Source organism: Bradyrhizobium sp. LTSPM299, from assembly GCF_000938235.1.
Lineage (GTDB): Bacteria > Pseudomonadota > Alphaproteobacteria > Rhizobiales > Xanthobacteraceae > Bradyrhizobium.
The window spans coordinates 501,070-516,743 of the sequence record NZ_JYMU01000049.1 but is presented as its reverse complement, the minus strand read 5'-3'; the positions used below and the strand labels follow the sequence as shown (position 1 = coordinate 516,743).

General features: G+C 63.8%; 18 protein-coding genes and 1 riboswitch. Of the genes, 9 read left to right on the top strand and 9 right to left on the bottom strand.

The features are described from left to right. Positions 1-7: 7 nt before the first annotated feature. From UP10_RS25675 to UP10_RS25665, 3 genes are all read right to left on the bottom strand, one after another. A complete protein-coding gene (locus UP10_RS25675) occupies positions 8-871 on the bottom strand; it encodes an FAD binding domain-containing protein (protein WP_044590126.1) in 864 nt (287 codons plus the stop codon). 180 nt (positions 872-1,051) lie between these two features. Beyond that, positions 1,052-2,248, bottom strand: coding sequence for an MHYT domain-containing protein (locus UP10_RS25670; protein ID WP_044589958.1), 1,197 nt, complete (start codon positions 2,246-2,248; stop codon positions 1,052-1,054). 101 nt (positions 2,249-2,349) lie between these two features. Beyond that, positions 2,350-2,913 (bottom strand): 6,7-dimethyl-8-ribityllumazine synthase, encoded by a 564-nt coding sequence (locus UP10_RS25665; RefSeq protein ID WP_044589957.1) that lies wholly within the window; start codon positions 2,911-2,913, stop codon positions 2,350-2,352. 75 nt (positions 2,914-2,988) lie between these two features. After that, positions 2,989-3,139, bottom strand: a riboswitch (FMN riboswitch). A 429-nt stretch (positions 3,140-3,568) separates the two neighbouring features. On the opposite strand from UP10_RS25665, the gene UP10_RS25660 reads away from it, so the two are divergent. Together UP10_RS25660 and proC are read left to right on the top strand one after the other, a co-directional pair. Beyond that, positions 3,569-4,069, top strand: a complete 501-nt coding sequence (locus tag UP10_RS25660) for a type III secretion system chaperone family protein (protein ID WP_044589956.1) — start codon at positions 3,569-3,571, stop codon at positions 4,067-4,069. A 155-nt stretch (positions 4,070-4,224) separates the two neighbouring features. Continuing rightward, positions 4,225-5,055, top strand: coding sequence for a pyrroline-5-carboxylate reductase (gene proC, locus UP10_RS25655; RefSeq protein WP_044590125.1), 831 nt, complete (start codon positions 4,225-4,227; stop codon positions 5,053-5,055). Between the two features lie 24 nt (positions 5,056-5,079). On the opposite strand, the gene UP10_RS25650 is transcribed toward proC, so the two are convergent. From UP10_RS25650 to UP10_RS25635, 4 genes are all read right to left on the bottom strand, one after another. Continuing rightward, on the bottom strand, positions 5,080-5,475 hold the full coding sequence (locus UP10_RS25650; RefSeq protein ID WP_044589955.1) for a thioesterase family protein: 396 nt from the start codon (positions 5,473-5,475) through the stop codon (positions 5,080-5,082). Positions 5,476-5,587: 112 nt separating this feature from the next. Next, complete coding sequence (locus UP10_RS25645; protein ID WP_044538952.1) at positions 5,588-5,791, bottom strand: tautomerase family protein; 204 nt, start codon at positions 5,789-5,791, stop codon at positions 5,588-5,590. Positions 5,792-5,952: 161 nt separating this feature from the next. Beyond that, positions 5,953-7,461: a histidine--tRNA ligase gene (gene hisS, locus UP10_RS25640; protein ID WP_044589954.1), complete on the bottom strand. Its 1,509-nt coding sequence runs from the start codon at positions 7,459-7,461 to the stop codon at positions 5,953-5,955. A 204-nt stretch (positions 7,462-7,665) separates the two neighbouring features. Next, positions 7,666-8,556, bottom strand: a complete 891-nt coding sequence (locus UP10_RS25635) for a branched-chain amino acid aminotransferase (protein WP_044589953.1) — start codon at positions 8,554-8,556, stop codon at positions 7,666-7,668. Between the two features lie 306 nt (positions 8,557-8,862). On the opposite strand from UP10_RS25635, the gene UP10_RS25630 reads away from it, so the two are divergent. The 3 genes from UP10_RS25630 to UP10_RS25620 all read left to right on the top strand — a co-directional run bounded on the left by UP10_RS25630 (position 8,863) and on the right by UP10_RS25620 (position 11,633). Then, positions 8,863-9,411 (top strand): MarR family winged helix-turn-helix transcriptional regulator, encoded by a 549-nt coding sequence (locus UP10_RS25630; protein WP_156180241.1) that lies wholly within the window; start codon positions 8,863-8,865, stop codon positions 9,409-9,411. Between the two features lie 20 nt (positions 9,412-9,431). Further along, on the top strand, positions 9,432-10,136 hold the full coding sequence (locus tag UP10_RS25625) for a response regulator (RefSeq protein WP_044590123.1): 705 nt from the start codon (positions 9,432-9,434) through the stop codon (positions 10,134-10,136). A 111-nt stretch (positions 10,137-10,247) separates the two neighbouring features. After that, positions 10,248-11,633 carry an ATP-binding protein gene (locus UP10_RS25620; protein ID WP_044539188.1) on the top strand — a complete coding sequence of 462 codons (1,386 nt, stop codon included), beginning with the start codon at positions 10,248-10,250 and terminating at the stop codon, positions 11,631-11,633. 20 nt (positions 11,634-11,653) lie between these two features. On the opposite strand, the gene UP10_RS25615 is transcribed toward UP10_RS25620, so the two are convergent. Both UP10_RS25615 and UP10_RS25610 read right to left on the bottom strand, forming a co-directional pair. Then, positions 11,654-12,184, bottom strand: coding sequence for a DUF3617 domain-containing protein (locus UP10_RS25615; RefSeq protein ID WP_044589952.1), 531 nt, complete (start codon positions 12,182-12,184; stop codon positions 11,654-11,656). Between the two features lie 45 nt (positions 12,185-12,229). After that, positions 12,230-12,529, bottom strand: coding sequence for a hypothetical protein (locus tag UP10_RS25610; RefSeq protein ID WP_044539187.1), 300 nt, complete (start codon positions 12,527-12,529; stop codon positions 12,230-12,232). Between the two features lie 165 nt (positions 12,530-12,694). Here UP10_RS25610 and UP10_RS25605 point away from each other — a divergent pair, with 165 nt between their 5' ends. From UP10_RS25605 to UP10_RS25590, 4 genes are all read left to right on the top strand, one after another. Continuing rightward, the gene (locus UP10_RS25605; RefSeq protein WP_044589951.1) at positions 12,695-13,159 is read left to right on the top strand and encodes a hypothetical protein; all 465 of its coding nucleotides are present in this window, start codon (positions 12,695-12,697) and stop codon (positions 13,157-13,159) included. A 130-nt stretch (positions 13,160-13,289) separates the two neighbouring features. Next, complete coding sequence (locus UP10_RS25600; protein WP_044589950.1) at positions 13,290-13,979, top strand: ribonuclease T2 family protein; 690 nt, start codon at positions 13,290-13,292, stop codon at positions 13,977-13,979. A 113-nt stretch (positions 13,980-14,092) separates the two neighbouring features. Further along, complete coding sequence (locus tag UP10_RS25595) at positions 14,093-14,953, top strand: 23S rRNA (adenine(2030)-N(6))-methyltransferase RlmJ (RefSeq protein WP_044589949.1); 861 nt, start codon at positions 14,093-14,095, stop codon at positions 14,951-14,953. A 260-nt stretch (positions 14,954-15,213) separates the two neighbouring features. After that, a complete protein-coding gene (locus UP10_RS25590; protein WP_028350729.1) occupies positions 15,214-15,429 on the top strand; it encodes a cold-shock protein in 216 nt (71 codons plus the stop codon). Positions 15,430-15,674 lie beyond the last annotated feature (245 nt).

The following is a 15,674-nucleotide window of genomic DNA, read 5'->3' as shown; positions in this document are numbered from 1 at the left end:
TCCCCTCTCAGCTTGCGCGACTTGCGGCGCGCGTGAGCGCCCGCGTCACCATGATGCCGCCGACATGTTTTCGGTATTCAACGGGCCCCCGCGCGTCCGCGGCCGGCGCCATGATCGCTACTGCCGCCGCGGCGGCTTTCTTTAGCGAGGCATCATCGAGGCTGGTACCAATCACCAGTTTCGCGGCGGCATCGGCGAGCAACGGCGTTTCCGACAGATTGGTCAGGCCGATCGCGCAGGTCGCAACCTTGCCGCCCGCCATCGTTAGCAACACCGCGGCTGCGGCGGTGGCGTAATCGCCGACCTTCCGCTTCAATTTCTCATAGGCGTAGCCATGGCCGGCTGCGGGAGCCGGCACCGACATCGAGGTCAGGAGTTCGCCGGGCTCGAGTGCAGTGAAATAGGCACCCTGGTAAAAGTCGGCCGCCGCGATGACGCGCGCGCCCTTTGGGCCTTCGAGCCGATAGCTGGCGCCAAGCGTCATCATCAGCGCCGGCATGTCATTGCCGGGATCGCCATTGGCGACGTTACCGCCGATCGTGCCGCGATAGCGCACCTGGGGATCGGCGATCAGCAGCGCGGTTTCGTGCAGGATCGGGAGGGACCTCGCGATCTCGTCGGAGGTCAGCAGCTCGTGCTGGGTGGTCATGGCCCCGATCACGATCTTGTCGCCGTCGCGCCGGATGCCTTTCAGCTCGGCGACGCCGTGCAAATCGACCAGATGCTCGGGCGTCGCCAGCCGCAGCTTCATCATCGGAACCAGGCTGTGGCCACCGGCAAGCGGACGGGCCTCATCACCGAGCGTCGAAAGCAGTTTCACGGCGTCGGCCACCGTGGCCGGCCGGTGGTAGCTGAACGGGCCAGGGATCATCGTGTCCTCCATTTCGTCCTGTGAGGCCCTTACGGGGCACGCGGACGTTGGGCAGGACGCTCTCTCCGAAGCGGATTGGCCTGCAACGACAAGGGCACGGGAGCAAAAAATTCGCACCAAATGCGGCGCGAAGCGCACGAAATGCGTCAGTGCTTGCGTCCCAATGGGCAGGGAGCGGGTTCAGGCCGTGCGGCGCGCGAGCCCGAGTCGGGCCTTCACCTCGGCGATCTTGGCCCGACTGACGGGAACCCGGTGCGGCGACGGGCCATCCAACTCGACGACCGCGCCATCGCCCTCCTTGCGGACAAAGGTCACATGCGGAATCGCGACAATGTGGCTGCGATGTACCCGGACGAACAGGCTGGGATCGAGCTGCGCCTCGGCCTCCGAGATCGACCACGGACACATCCGTTCCCGAGTCCCGTCGTGGACCTTGGTGTAGTGGGCGTCGGCCCGGACGCTACGGACCTCGGCGGCGTCGATGAAATGGGTGCCGTCGGCGCCCTCAACCGGCAGCCGGGGAGCCGGCGCGGGGCGCGGCGGCTGACCGATGCCGCCGAGCGGGGTCGGCCGCAGCTTCGGGCTGGTCGAGACCGCGCCACCATCGGCAATCGGGATATCGATAGCCGCCGGCGCCACCTCCGCGGCGGTCACCGGGCCTTTCCGGCGCGGATCGGGCACCAGCGACAGCAAAAAGCCAGCCGCGATGACAAAGCAGAGCAACGCCACAACCAGTGACAACATCTGGGGCGACGCGACCAACCCGTCCATGTGGTGGTGGGCATCCGTCGAGGGCGGAACGACCTGCATCCCTGCCATCGCGGTGTAGTGCATGCCCGAGACCGCAACGCCGAACGCGACCGCGCTCAGCATCAGCGGCACGCCGCCCTGCCGCGCGAGGAACGCGCGCAGGCCACCATAAGCGGCGGCGATGGCGATCGCGACCGACAGCGCTACCATGCCAGGGGCATGGGTCATCGCGAATTCGCCGGACAGCCCGTGCATGCCGACATAATGCATGCTGGCGATGCCGAGTCCGAGCAATACGGCCGACGATGCAACGCGGGGCACCGACGGCTCGCCGATGCTGACAAAGAACAGCGAAATGCCGACCACCAGCGCGCAGATCAGGAATGAGACGATGGTCGGCAGCACCAGATAGACCGTGCCGGCCGGCAGCGGCGCTGCCAGCATGCCGACGAAATGCATGGTCCAGATACCGATGGCGAGAAAGAATGCTGCACCCGCGAGCAGCAGGCGATGTCCAGCGTCCGGCGTGCCGCGGATGCGCGCGGCAAGGCCGAAACCGGTATAACCTCCCAGAATCGCGATCACCACCGAGAGCGCGACGAGATAAGGATCGTGTCCTTCGAACATGATCGTCTCGGCCTCCCCGTCATCACGCAGAGGCCTCCTCCCACCGCCGATACTACAGGTGTGGCGGCAGGATTGACAATCAGACGATTGCCAGACGCGGCTTATACAATCCCCGCGGCGACCTGGCCGCGCAGGCGCTCCAGGCTGTGCAGCGTGTTGGCGCAGGCTTCCGCGACCTCGATGCCCTTGATCGTGAAGTGCCGGCGGAAGAAGTCGTGATGCACTTCGGTCTCGTGGAATTGCTGCGGCGTCAGCACCGCGGAGAACACCGGCACCTCGGTGCGCAACTGCACGTCCATCAGCGCCTTGATCACGGTGTCGGCGACGAATTCGTGGCGGTAGATGCCACCGTCGACAACGAGCCCCGCGGCCACGATCGCAGTGTAGCGGCGCGTCTTCGCCAGGATCTGCGCGTGCAGCGGGATCTCGAACGAGCCCGGCACCTCGAACACGTCGACATTGGTGATATGCCGCGCTTCGATCTCCTTGAGGAACGCGATGCGGCACTCCTCGACCACCTCGCGGTGCCAGGACGCCTGCACGAAGGCGACACGCTGCGGCTTCGCGAAGCGCGGATGTTCGACCGCCGGTGGAGACACCGGCGTATCGGCAACGATTTCTGCTTGGGAGGTCTGGACGTCTTGGTCTTGCAACATCTGATTCATGGCTTTCCTCTTTCAGGACCAGAATCAGGGCATACGGACAACAACAACCCCACGCGAAACCGCGCGGGCTGCCGCAACCGTTCTCTTTCATCCGGACTTTAACCGTCGGCCTCGGAATTGCACCGAATCTGCTGACCCTTCCTCGACTTCACGAAGAAGGCGCTCGCGGGCTTGGGCTTGCACCCTTACCGCCGGTGGGGACTTTCACCCCGCCCTGAGAACATCGGCCCGCCCGGGATGGACGTGCCTGACGGCAAATATGGCCAAAGCGCGACAGGCGGGCAAGGACCTTTGGCATGGGAAATTGTCATGTCCCCATGAGCGATTTGCGAGTCTTGCCGGCCTGAGAGCTGATTCACGGATGCGGCGAAGCCGCGGCAAATAGTTAACAATTCGTTACCGCGCCCGCTCAGATTCCGATTTGTTCTCAAATTAATAAATGTGGCGTGATCAGCTGTGGACGGTGCGCGCTTTGGCTGTGGACGGACTCGGCGTGCGGTTGCGCGGATTCCGCAAATCACATCACTTCAACCGCGTCAGGTCCAGGGCATCCGGAAGCCCGCTTTGGGAACTGCACTCGGCCACGACGCAGTTGTCGCACGTGCCGGCTTCCGTGTGCGTATCAACAGAACATAAGAACAAGGGTCGAGACGGCATGTCCCTGCTCGAAGGCATTATTGATTCCCGGAACAACCCGCTTGCAGTGGTCGAGGATATCGCCGCTCACAACAACTGGGCGTTCGAGCGATCCGGCGAAGATGAAGTGACGATCGTCTCCAAGGGCGACTGGACCGACTATCAGCTCTCCTTCACCTGGATGGGCGAGATCGAGGCGTTGCATCTCGCCTGCGCCTTCGACATGAAGATTCCGCAAGCGCGGCGCGCCGAGGTGCAGCGGCTTGTCGCCGCGATCAACGAGCAATTGTGGGTCGGCCATTTCGACCTGTGGACCCACAGCGGCATGGTCATGCACCGCCAGGCGCTGGTGCTGCCCGGCGGCCTCACCGCCTCCGCCGCGCAATGCGAAAGCATGCTGGTCAGCGCGATCCACGCCTGCGAGCGCTACTATCCCGCATTCCAGTTCGTGGTGTGGGCCGGCAAGTCGGCGGCGGAAGCGATGTCGGCTGCGATGTTCGACACCGAGGGCGAGGCGTAAGCGCTTTCCTTTCCGTCGTCCCGGCGAAGGCCGGGACCCATACTCCGCGGCTGCGGTTGTTAAGCAAACTGCTTGTGGCCCTTCCTGTGCTTCACTAAAACCGCCTGTGGTTATGGGTCCCGGCCTCCGCCGGGACGACGATGGCGGTGGCACCTGTGAACACATCCAGCAGCGCATTAGAGAACACCACCGGCACCATCGCGCTTGCAGGCGCGGGCAAGATGGGCGGCGCGATGCTGACCGGCTGGCTGGCGCAGGGGCTTGTGCCGGAGCGCGTGGTGGTGATCGATCCGCATCTTGCGCCGGAGATTTCCGCACTTGCCGCCAAGGGCGTCCGCCTCAATCCGTCAGCGAAGGAGATCGGCACGGTCGATACGCTTGTCGTCGCGGTGAAGCCGCAGTCGTTTCGCGAGGCCGGCACTGCGCTGAAGGCATTCGTCGGTCCCTCGACGCTGGTGGTCTCGATCATGGCCGGCACGACGATATCAGTGCTGGAAGAAATCTGCGGCGGCAGGGTGGTGCGCGCCATGCCGAACACGCCGGCGGCGATCGGCCGCGGCATCACGGTCGCAGTGCCGGCGACAAGCGTCACATCAGCGCAGCGCGCCACCACAAATGCGCTCTTGCAGGCGACCGGTCAGGTCGAATGGGTCGACGATGAAAGCTTGATGGACGCAGTGACCGCGGTGTCCGGCTCCGGCCCCGCCTATGTGTTCCTGCTCGCCGAAGAGCTCGCCCGTGCCGGCGTCGCGGCCGGCCTGCCCGAAACGCTCGCAACCACACTGGCCCGCGCGACGGTCGCGGGCTCCGGCGAACTGCTGCATCGCTCGGATTTGCCGTCGGCGACCTTGCGCCAGAACGTCACCTCGCCGGGCGGCACCACAGCCGCGGCACTCGAGGTGCTGATGGCAAAGGACGGCATGCAGCCGCTGCTGACCCGCGCGATCGCCGCGGCGACCAAGCGCTCGAAGGAATTGGCGAAGTAGTCAGGATGACGTCGGAGGGTTTGGCTAAGTCGCCCCAAGCCGCTTGTTGAAGCTCTCGACATTGACCAGGCCGCGGGCGTGGCGGCCTTCGCCGAGCTTGCGCGGTCCTTCGAAGGCTTCGACCTCGAAACGGATCACGCGGCGCTCCACCGCGATCACCCTCGCTGTAGTCCGCACCGTGGCGCCGACGAGGGCTGCCGCGAGATGGCGGATGTCGACCTCGGTGCCGACCGTGATCCAGCCCGGCTGCAGCGAACTCCTGATGGCATCGCCCGACGCCATCTCCATGTCCAGGATCATCATCGGCGTCGCGTAGACCATCGGCATGCCCGGCACGAAATGCCCGACCGTGCGCTCCGGCGGCACCACGAGCATGCGCTCGGCGCTCATGCCTGGTGTGATGAAGTCGCGTGCGTCCATGGGATATTTTCAATCATTGCCGTCATTCCGGGATGGTGCGTTAGCACCAGACCCGGAATCTCGAGATTCCGGGTTCAGCCCTGGCGGGCTGCCCCGGAATGACGCTATCGCGTCACTTCTTCGCCGCGGCGGCGCGCTCGACGAAGGTCTTGCCGCCCTTCATCTTGTGATGCAGCGGCGCTTCGTTGATCTGGATCACGACCGCGTCGGCATCGACGCCCAGGTTCTTGACCAGCGCCTGGGTGATGTCGCGCATCATGCCGGCCTTCTGCTCGTCGGTGCGGCCGGCGGCCATGCTCACGGTGATCTCAGGCATCGTTGCTCTCCTCGTTTCCCGTTTCTTTCGTCATGGCCGGCATAGCCGTCCGAAGGACGGCGTCGCTTCCGCTCGCCTATGCCCGGCCATCCACGATCTCTGGCATCCAACAATACGTGGATATCAGGCACAAGGCCGAACATGACGTCACAAGCGAATGGCTATCCCCACTTCACGTCATGCCGCGCCAGCACCTCGCGGACTTTGGCGACGATATCGGCTTCCGCGCAGGAAAACTGTGCAGGGCGCGTCTCACGCCATTCCTGATTGGAGGCGATCGCAGCCGCGGCCTTGGCGCCCTCGATCAGGTCCTTGATCTGCACCTCGCCGCGCGCCTTTTCGTCACTGCCCTGGATGATCACGCAAGGCGAATTACGACGGTCGGCATATTTGAGCTGGTTGCCCATGTTCTTGGGGTTGCCGAGATAGAGCTCGGCCCGGATCTTCGCGTTGCGTAGCTGCGCGACCATCTTCTGGTAGTCGGCGATGCGGTCGCGATCGAACACGGTGACAACGACGGGCCCAAAATCGGGGCGCGTGTCGAGCTTGCCGAGCATTGTGAGCGCGGCCTGCAGGCGCGACACGCCGATCGAAAATCCGGTCGCCGGCACCGGCTCGCCACGGAAGCGCGAGACGAGACCATCATAACGGCCGCCACCGCCAACCGAACCGAACCGAACGAGACGGCCCTTCTCGTCCTTGGTCTCGAGCAGGAGTTCGACCTCGTAGACCGGGCCGGTGTAGTATTCGAGGCCGCGGACAACGGAGGGATCGATACGAATTTGATCCGCGGCGTAGCCGGACGCAGCCACAAGCTGCGCGATATTGGCTAATTCGCTAATGCCCTCCTGGCCAATACCAGAGTCCGACACAAGCATCAGCTTTGCGATGATTTCTTCGTTAGTGCCTGTCTCAGGGCATGTAGAGGCGAGCACACGCGTGATTGAACTTTCTTCCAGTCCGGCTCCTTTGGTGAAGTCGCCGCTTTCATCCTTGCGGCCTCCCCCAAGCAACGCGCGCACGCCATCTTCGCCCAACCGATCGAACTTATCGATGGCTCGCAGAACAGTTAGCCTGCGCCCCGCATTGTCCTCGCCGCCAAGACCAATTGCCTCCAACACACCGTCGAGCACCTTGCGGTTGTTCACCTTCACGACGTATTGGCCGCGCGCAATGCCGAGCGCTTCCATCGTATCCGCCGCCATCATGCAAATCTCGGCATCGGCCGCAGGCGAGCCGGAGCCGACCGTATCCGCATCGAACTGCATGAACTGCCGGAAGCGGCCGGGGCCCGGCTTCTCGTTGCGATAGACATAGCCGTGGCGGTAGCTGCGATACGGGAGCACCAAGCTCTCCGTTCCGTAGTTCTCACCGACATAACGCGCCAGCGGCGCGGTGAGATCGTAGCGCAGCGAAATCCACTGCTCGTCATCGTCCTGGAACGAGAACACGCCCTCGTTGGGACGGTCCTGATCGGGCAGGAACTTGCCGAGCGCGTCGGTGTATTCCATCGCCGGCGTCTCCACCGGCTCGAAGCCGTAGAGCTCGTAGACGGCGCGGATCTTGTCCACCATCTGGCGCGTGGCCGCGATCGCGGCAGGACCGCGATCCTCCAGCCCACGCGGCAGGCGCGCCTTCAATTTCTGCGGTTTTTTCGGTTTGTCGGCCATGGGGCGGGTTGGTACCAGCCGAGGCGCGGTGGGGCAACCTTCCTTCTCCCCTTGTGGGAGAAGGTGGCGCCTCGCGGAGCGAGGCGACGGATGAGGGGTTTGTCTACGCAGGAGAGGTCTGTGTTCGTGGAGAGATACCCCTCACCCGCCCTGCGGGCACCCTCTCCCACAAGGGGAGAGGGGAAGAAATGCGCGTCTGTGCACTCAGGCCGCCGCTTGCTTGCCCTTTGGCTGCACTTCGGCACTGTAATCCGTCATCAGTTGCTCCGAAATCCTGCCGGGCGTGAACTTCCACTTGGCGATTTCGGACACCGGGGTTACTTCGGCGGCGGTGCCGGTGATGAAGCACTCCGAGAAGCCGTCGAGTTCGTCCGGCATGATGCGGCGTTCGATCACCTCGAGGCCGCGGCGTTTGGCCAGGTCCATCACAGTGGCGCGGGTGATGCCGGCGAGGAAGCAGTCCGCGATCGGGGTGTGGAGCTTGCCGTCCTTGACGAAGAAGATGTTGGCGCCGGTGCATTCGGCCACCCGGCCCTGCCAGTCCAGCATCATCGCGTCGGCATAGCCCTCGCGCTCCGCTTTGTGCTTGGCGATCGTGCAGATCATGTAGAGGCCCGCGGCCTTCGCCAGCGCCGGGATGGTGGCCGGGTCCGGCCGCCGATATTCGGCAAGGCTGATGCGGATGCCCTTCAGCTTCTCGGCGGGATCGAAATAGCTCGGCCAGGTCCAGGCGGCGATTGCCAGATGGATGGTGTTGGTTTGCGCCGCCACCCCCATCATCTCCGAGCCGCGCCAGGCCACCGGGCGGACATAGGCGTCCGGCAGGTTGTTCCTGTCGATGACGAGCTGCTTGGCCGCGTCGATCTCGGCGACCGAATAGGGGATCTCGAAGTCGAGGATGTTGGCCGAGCGCTTCAGCCGTTCGGAATGGTCCGTGCTCCTGAAGACCGTGCCGCCGTATGCCCGTTCGCCCTCGAACACGCTGCTTGCGTAGTGCAGGCCATGGGTCAACACATGGACGTTGGCATCCTTCCACGGCACGAGCTTGCCGTCATACCAGATGACGCCGTCGATCTTGTCGAATGAAACTCCCATGGGCTCTCTCCCGGATGGACGCAATGATCTGCGCCCGCGCCTACGCGCTGTTCAGATGAAGGGCCCCAGCTCCGCCCCTGGGGGCGGCCCTACCGCGGCTACCTGTCGCTTCGACGAGCTTTTGCGGAGTGCTGAAGTCCAGTATGTTTGCCGAAATGCCGCTCGACATCGCACGGTGGTCCAATTTGCGGCCCAAACCGCCATCACTGGCTCTTTCAGGCCGTCTCAAACGTTGCCAGCGACGAGACGACTTAATATTTCGTCGTGACTGGCAGTTTTGTAACATTGAACCCAAGATACGTCAATATGACTGACATAAATTTCTCAGGCATGGCTGCCAAGCCCGATTCGCAGGGGAGCGACCATCCGTCCTCTACGGCCGGCCCAAGCGACCAGCGCTGGGATATCATCGAACTGCTGTTCTTCGCCTACCGGGACTTTGTCGGCGACGCCGATCAGGAGCTGGAAACCTTCGGCTTCGGCCGCGCCCACCACCGGGTCATCCACTTCGTCACCCGCTACCCCGGGCTGAAGGTCGCCGACCTGCTCGACGTGCTACGCATCACCAAGCAATCGCTCGGGCGCGTGCTCAAACAGCTGCTCGACGAGGGCTATATCGTCCAGAAGACCGGCAACAATGACCGCCGCCAGCGCCTGCTCTACGCGACACCCAAGGGCGAGGCGCTGGTCGCCAAGCTCGCGGGGTTGCAGACCGACCGCATCAACCGCGCGGTCGCCGGCATCGATGCTGAAGGCGTCGAGACGGTTCGCCAGTTCCTGCGCGCGATGATCGACCGCGACGATCCCGACAAGGTGTTGGAGGCGATCTTCGGCGCAAGAAAGACAAAGGAGTGATCGTGGCCCAGGTTGCAACCATGATGCGCACGCCGGCCCAGCCGGCGGACGACGCACCGCATCTTCTGCTGGTCGACGACGACCGGCGCATCCGCGACCTGCTGTCGCGCTTTCTCTCCGGCGAGGGCTATCGCGTCACGACTGCGATGAGCGCGAGCGACGCCCGAGCCAAGCTCTTGGGGTTGCATTTCGACCTCCTGATCCTCGACGTCATGATGCCCGGCGAGACCGGCTTCGACCTCGCCCGCTTCATCCGCACCTCGTCGTCGGTACCGATCATTATGCTGACCGCGCGGCACGAGGCCGAGGCCCGCATCGAGGGCCTGCAGATCGGCGCCGACGATTACGTCGCCAAGCCGTTCGAACCGCGCGAGCTCGTGCTGCGCATCGGCAATATCCTCAAGCGCACCGCGACGCCACAGGTCGCCGCCGTCGAGCAGATCGCGTTCGGTCCCTACATCTTCCATATTGAGCGCAGCGAGCTGCGCCAGGGCGAGGAGACCGTCCATCTTACCGACCGCGAGCGCGAGATGCTGCGCATCCTCGCGAGCAGCCCCGGCGAGACCGTGCCGCGCACCGCGCTGACCAGCGGCGGCACCGTGAACGAGCGCGCCGTCGACGTCCAGATCAACCGCCTCCGCCGCAAGATCGAGCGCGATCCCGCCAATCCGCTGTTCCTGCAGGCGGTGCGCGGCATCGGCTATCGCCTGGTGGCCTCGCCGTAAAGCATGATCCGGAAAAGTGGAAACCGGTTTTCCGAGAAGATCATGCTCAAACTAAGGAGATGAGATCATGATGCGATTGCTTGCAATCGCGTCATGATCTCAAACACAGCCATGAGCACGCTCGATACCGGCCTGACCCTGATCCGCAACGCGTCGCAGCGCGTGTCGAAGGCCAATGGCTGGATGGGCAACGCGTTCAAGAGCTGGATGCCGACCGGCCTCTATGCCCGCGCGCTGCTGATCATGATTGTGCCAATGGTGATCCTGCAGACCGTGGTCGCGTTCGTCTTCATGGAGCGGCACTGGAACACGGTGACGCGACGTCTCTCGGCCTCGGTGGTCCAGGAGATCGCGGGCCTGATCGACGTCTACAAGGGCTTTCCGCAGGACAAGGATCATGCGCAGCTTCGCCGCATCGCACAGCGGCTGCAGCTCGTGGTCGACTTCCTCCCGGCCGGCGACATGCCGCCGCCGGGGCCGAAGCCGTTTTTCTCGCTGCTCGACCAGACGCTCTCGGTGCAGCTCGGTCGGCAGATCAACCGCCCGTTCTGGATCGACACCGTCGGCAACTCCAACCTGGTCGAGATCCGCGTGCAGCTCGACGATTCGGTGATGCGGATCTTCGCCCAGCGGAGCGCGGCCTACGCCTCCAATTCGGAGATCTTCATCTTCTGGATGGTTGGCACCTCGTCGATCCTCCTGATCGTCGCGGTGCTGTTCCTGCGCAACCAGATCAAGCCGATCCTGAGACTGGCCGATGCCGCCGAAAGCTTCGGCAAGGGCCGCGAGGCACCGAATTTCCGGCCGCGCGGCGCGCGTGAGGTGCGGCGCGCGGCGCAGGCGTTCCTGGAGATGAAGGCTCGCATCGAACGCTCGATCGAGCAGCGTACCGCGATGCTCGCCGGCGTGTCGCACGATTTGCGCACCATCCTGACCCGCTTCAAGCTCGAGCTCGTCCTGCTCGGCGAAGGTCCCGAGATCGACGCGATGCGCAAGGACGTCGACGAGATGTCGATGATGCTCGAGGACTATCTCGCCTTCGCGCGCGGCGATTCCGGCGAGATCGCGCAGCCGACCGACATGGCGCTGGCGCTGGAGGAATTGCGCTACGACGCCGAGCGTCACGGCCATACCACCACCGTGGCATTCCACGGCCTGCCCGTCGTCACGGTGAAGCCGGCCTCGTTCAAGCGTTGCCTTGCCAATCTCGTGTCGAATGCGGCGCGCCACGCCAACACGATCTCGATCACCGGCAACCGCGATCACCGTTATCTCACCGTGACCGTCGACGACGACGGTCCGGGCATTCCGGCCGACATGCGCGAGGAGGTGTTCAAGCCGTTCCTGCGGCTCGACGATGCCCGCAACCAGGACGAGGGCGGCACCGGGCTCGGCCTTGCCATCGCCCGCGACATCGCCCGCTCGCATGGCGGCGACATCATGCTTGGCGAAAGTCCGATGGGCGGCTTGCGGGCCGCGGTGCGGGTGCCGGTGTAGATTGCAGAAAGTAGCCCGGGTTACTTCTGCTTGGGCAGCAGGTCCTTCAGCTTCTGCATATCCTTGATGTTCATCTTCATGCCGCCCGGCATGATGATGTCGCCGGGCTTCTGGTCGCTCTTGCAGGCGCCGAGCCATTTCGCCTCGACGGTCGTGGTGGCGTCGCGGGGGCCTGAGGGGCGGCCTTCGGAATGCGAGGTGCTCTTGACCGTATAGGCCGAATTGAAGTCGCCGGTGATCTCGGTATGCGACGTCACCGACACGCCCGCCACGCCACAGACGCTATCGCCGACATAACCGGTCGCGGTCTTCTGGATATCCTGCTTCGAGCAGATCTCCTTCGCCAATGGCGAGGCCGCCGTGCTCATGTCCTTGTCGGTGGTCTCGTCGGTGCAATGCTGCATGGTGATTTCCGGCATTGGGCCGCCGGTCCTGACCATCTTCATTTCCCACAGGCCCGGCTTGCGGATCGGCAGGTCGACCGCACTGGCAGCGCCGGCCGACAACACGAGGCAAACGGCCGAACCAAGCAAAGCAAGCTGTCGCGTCATGGCGATTGGCTCCCGGCTGAACGATTGCAGGATTCGAGACCGCTCTCAGTAGAGCGTGCGCAAGGGCCGGCCTGCGGCGCCGTAGGGGACCCAGCGACAGGCAAACGAGATGTAACCGCCCGGATAGGCCTGCACGGCGAGGAATTTCACCACCTTGCCGTAGGAGGCGCAATGGTCGACGGCAAGCTGCCGTGCATCGCTCTGGACCGCCAGCGTATAGGCGATGATCCCGCCGGTATCATTGGCCTTGAACGGTGGCACCGGCTGCAGCCAGTCGGCCCGTGCCGGGGCAACGGCCAGCATCCCGCAAACGGCAACCAGGCACGCGGCCAATTTCCTTCGCATCGCAGACTCCATTTCGCTTGACGCCAACATAGAGTGCGCCGCCGGCCATGGAAAGAACGAGCCACCTCCGAAAGTGGACTTCTCTGCAGGTGTTGCCGCGCTGCACTTGACCTCGCCCGGGCTTCACGGCACCGTTCGCCGCATCAGACCATCGGGCGGATTCCCATGCGCAACCTGTTCATCTCTCCCAAGAAACTCGGCGTTGGTGCCGCGCTCATGTTCGGCCTGCTGGCTTTTGGGGGCACGGCGCAGGCCGCAAATCCGCTTGAGCTGAACTTCTGGCTGTCCGGTCCGCGCTATGACGGCCGCGTGCCCGACTGCGAGACGGCCTTGCCCACCATCAGCTCGCAGTTCCACGAGAAGGAAGCCACCTTCTGGAATTCGCCGCTGGAGATCACCGGCTACGACCGGATTCACGAGACCGCATTCCGTCCCTGGCAGTCAGACAATATTCCGCGCCGCTATTGTGCCGGCGACGTGATGCTGAGCGACGGCAAGAAGCGCTCCGTACATTATTCGATCATCGAGGATGGCGGCTTCGCCGGCTTCGGCAAGGGCGTCGAATGGTGCGTCACGGGCCTCGACCGCAACTGGGCCTACAACCCTTCCTGTAGGGCCGCGCGACCCTGATCTGATCTCCTGCTAGACTGGCGAGCCGTCGTTTGCGCCCTGCCCTCCGAAGCGGGGCAGGCGGCATTTTTGTTCTCGAAATGTTCCAACCTCCTGCTAGGTTCGCCATGGTCAAGTTAGGGAGCGTTTGATGCCTCGGTTGGTCACAATTTCCCGATTTCTGATTTCTCTTGCAGCTTTGGTTCTGGTTTCCGGCGGCTTGGCGTCAGCCCAGGACCAGCGGCAGAACGCGCCGGGCGAGTTCGATTTCTATGTGCTGTCGCTGTCTTGGTCGCCCTCCTTCTGCGAGTCGGCGAGCGAACGCGGCAACAACGGCCGTGGCACGCAGGCACAGTGCGGCGGACGGCCGTTCTCCTTCGTGGTGCACGGCCTGTGGCCGCAATATGAACGTGGCTTCCCGGAATACTGCCAGCGGCCTTCGCCGCGCCTTGCCCGCAACATCATGACCTCGATGCTCGATCTGATGCCGGCGCCCGGGCTGATCTTCAATGAATGGGACAAGCACGGCACCTGCTCCGGCCTCGGCGAGCGCGCCTATTTCGAAGCCATCCGCAAGGCACGCGCCGCGGTGAAGATCCCTGAGGAATTCCTGCAATTGTCGGAGCCGAAGACGATCGCGCCCAACGACCTGGAAGCGGCGTTCATCAAGGCCAATCCGGGGCTCAGCAGCACAGCCATCTCGGTCACCTGCGACCGCAATCGGCTCAGCGAGGTGCGGATCTGCCTCTCCAAGGACCTGCAATTCCGCTCCTGCGAGGAGATCGACCGTCGCGCCTGCCGCCGCGACGAGGTGGTAATGCCGCCGATGCGCGGCGGATAGGTCTCGCTTCGGCGTTGTCGCGAGGGGCGCGAGCGACGACCGGGTTCGCTGAAGCTCCATGAGCGAAGCTGGACAGGTCGCTACGCGCGCAATGACGTGGTAACTGCTACCTGATGAACTACCGTCACGCCTTTCATGCCGGCAGCTTCGCCGATGTCATCAAACACATCGTGCTGGTGCGCATGCTCAGCTACCTGCAGGAAAAGCAGGCGCCGTTCCGCGTCATCGACACCCATGCCGGCGCCGGGCTCTACGATCTGGCATCGAACGAAGCGCAGCGCAGCGGCGAATGGCTCACCGGCATCGCCCGGGTCATGCAGGCGCGACTCTCCGACAAGGCGTTGCCGCTGATCGCGCCCTATCTCGATATCGTCAGAGCGTTCAATCCGAAGGCCGAGTTGAAAGCCTATCCGGGCTCGCCCTTGATCGCGCGGGCGCTGTTGCGACCGCAGGATCGCCTCACTGCCTGCGAGATCGAACAGACCGCGCGCAAGCAACTGATCGACGCGCTGCGGCGCGACACCCAGGCCCGCGTTGTCGATCTTGATGGCTGGACGGCGCTGCCGGCCTTCGTGCCGCCGAACGAGCGGCGCGGTCTGGTGCTGATCGATCCGCCGTTCGAGGCGAAGAATGAGTTCGAGCGGCTGGCCAAGGGTTTTTCGGAAGCGTTCGCAAAATGGCCGACCGGCATGTACTTGATCTGGTATCCCGTAAAAACACGGAGGGCCACCGAGGAACTCGCGCGCAGCGTGGCCGCCACAGCAGCAACGAGTCGGCCGCCTGGCAAATGTTTGCGTTTGGAATTCAGTGTGGCGCCGCAAGAAACCGGCAGCGGCCTCGTTTCCACCGGCCTTTTGATAGTGAATCCGCCGTGGACGCTTGCCAACGAGCTGAAGATCATCCTGCCCGAACTGGAGAAGCCGCTGGGCCAGGGCGGAGCCGCCCGCTTCAGACTCGATACTCCCAAACCCTAATCCGGCGCGCCCACTGAAAAGTTCGATTGAAGCGTAGGCAATCCGCGCGGAACCGTATTATGCTCATCCTGTTACGACTGGCTTTACGTTCCGCTTCCGCGAATGGTTGCGGCGGAGTGACGAGGCCGAAATAAAATCCAGGCAAACCGGCGGCGTGACGCCGGCCTGCTCAGGTGGCCAGGCTCCCGACAAGCGAATGTCGGTCAACTGCTACGCGGCGTGCGCGTAGCGGTGGAGCAATACGGGGGAGGAGTTTCCCGATGGCCATGACTGGGACCGTCAAGTTCTTCAATGGAGAGCGCGGCTACGGCTTCATCAAACCTGATGATGGCGGCCGCGACGTGTTCGTTCACATCACCGCCGTCGAGCGGGCAGGATTGAAGGACTTGACTGAAGGACAGCGCATTACGTTCGAGGTCGAGCCGGACAAGAAGGGCAAGGGCCCCAAGGCGGTCAACCTGGTGATTTCTTCGTGAGTGCGCGCGTGATCCGGACAACCGGAAGCCGGGTTTCCGAATGGATCATGCGCGAATGAAGAACCTGAGGCTGTGTCGCGGTTGCTTGCGATCGCGTCATGACCCCGGGCTCACGGCGAAAGCGGAATGAAGCGTTTCGTGTAAGCCGCCTGCCGAGCGCTTGATGCGTGCTCGCTGCGTGATCGGCTGCATGATGTGGTCGCCAACTGGCTAATTCCGCAGAGTTGCAATGTGCGGCCGATTGA

Coding starts and splice junctions, on each gene's coding strand:
- UP10_RS25675 (WP_044590126.1), bottom strand. CDS start 871: ATGATCCCTGGCCCGTTCAGCTACCACCGGCCGGCCACGGTGGCCGAC.
- UP10_RS25670 (WP_044589958.1), bottom strand. CDS start 2,248: ATGTTCGAAGGACACGATCCTTATCTCGTCGCGCTCTCGGTGGTGATC.
- UP10_RS25665 (WP_044589957.1), bottom strand. CDS start 2,913: ATGAATCAGATGTTGCAAGACCAAGACGTCCAGACCTCCCAAGCAGAA.
- UP10_RS25660 (WP_044589956.1), top strand. CDS start 3,569: ATGTCCCTGCTCGAAGGCATTATTGATTCCCGGAACAACCCGCTTGCA.
- UP10_RS25650 (WP_044589955.1), bottom strand. CDS start 5,475: ATGGACGCACGCGACTTCATCACACCAGGCATGAGCGCCGAGCGCATG.
- UP10_RS25645 (WP_044538952.1), bottom strand. CDS start 5,791: ATGCCTGAGATCACCGTGAGCATGGCCGCCGGCCGCACCGACGAGCAG.
- hisS (WP_044589954.1), bottom strand. CDS start 7,461: ATGGCCGACAAACCGAAAAAACCGCAGAAATTGAAGGCGCGCCTGCCG.
- UP10_RS25635 (WP_044589953.1), bottom strand. CDS start 8,556: ATGGGAGTTTCATTCGACAAGATCGACGGCGTCATCTGGTATGACGGC.
- UP10_RS25630 (WP_156180241.1), top strand. CDS start 8,863: ATGACTGACATAAATTTCTCAGGCATGGCTGCCAAGCCCGATTCGCAG.
- UP10_RS25625 (WP_044590123.1), top strand. CDS start 9,432: ATGATGCGCACGCCGGCCCAGCCGGCGGACGACGCACCGCATCTTCTG.
- UP10_RS25620 (WP_044539188.1), top strand. CDS start 10,248: ATGAGCACGCTCGATACCGGCCTGACCCTGATCCGCAACGCGTCGCAG.
- UP10_RS25615 (WP_044589952.1), bottom strand. CDS start 12,184: ATGACGCGACAGCTTGCTTTGCTTGGTTCGGCCGTTTGCCTCGTGTTG.
- UP10_RS25610 (WP_044539187.1), bottom strand. CDS start 12,529: ATGCGAAGGAAATTGGCCGCGTGCCTGGTTGCCGTTTGCGGGATGCTG.
- UP10_RS25605 (WP_044589951.1), top strand. CDS start 12,695: ATGCGCAACCTGTTCATCTCTCCCAAGAAACTCGGCGTTGGTGCCGCG.
- UP10_RS25600 (WP_044589950.1), top strand. CDS start 13,290: ATGCCTCGGTTGGTCACAATTTCCCGATTTCTGATTTCTCTTGCAGCT.
- UP10_RS25595 (WP_044589949.1), top strand. CDS start 14,093: ATGAACTACCGTCACGCCTTTCATGCCGGCAGCTTCGCCGATGTCATC.
- UP10_RS25590 (WP_028350729.1), top strand. CDS start 15,214: ATGGCCATGACTGGGACCGTCAAGTTCTTCAATGGAGAGCGCGGCTAC.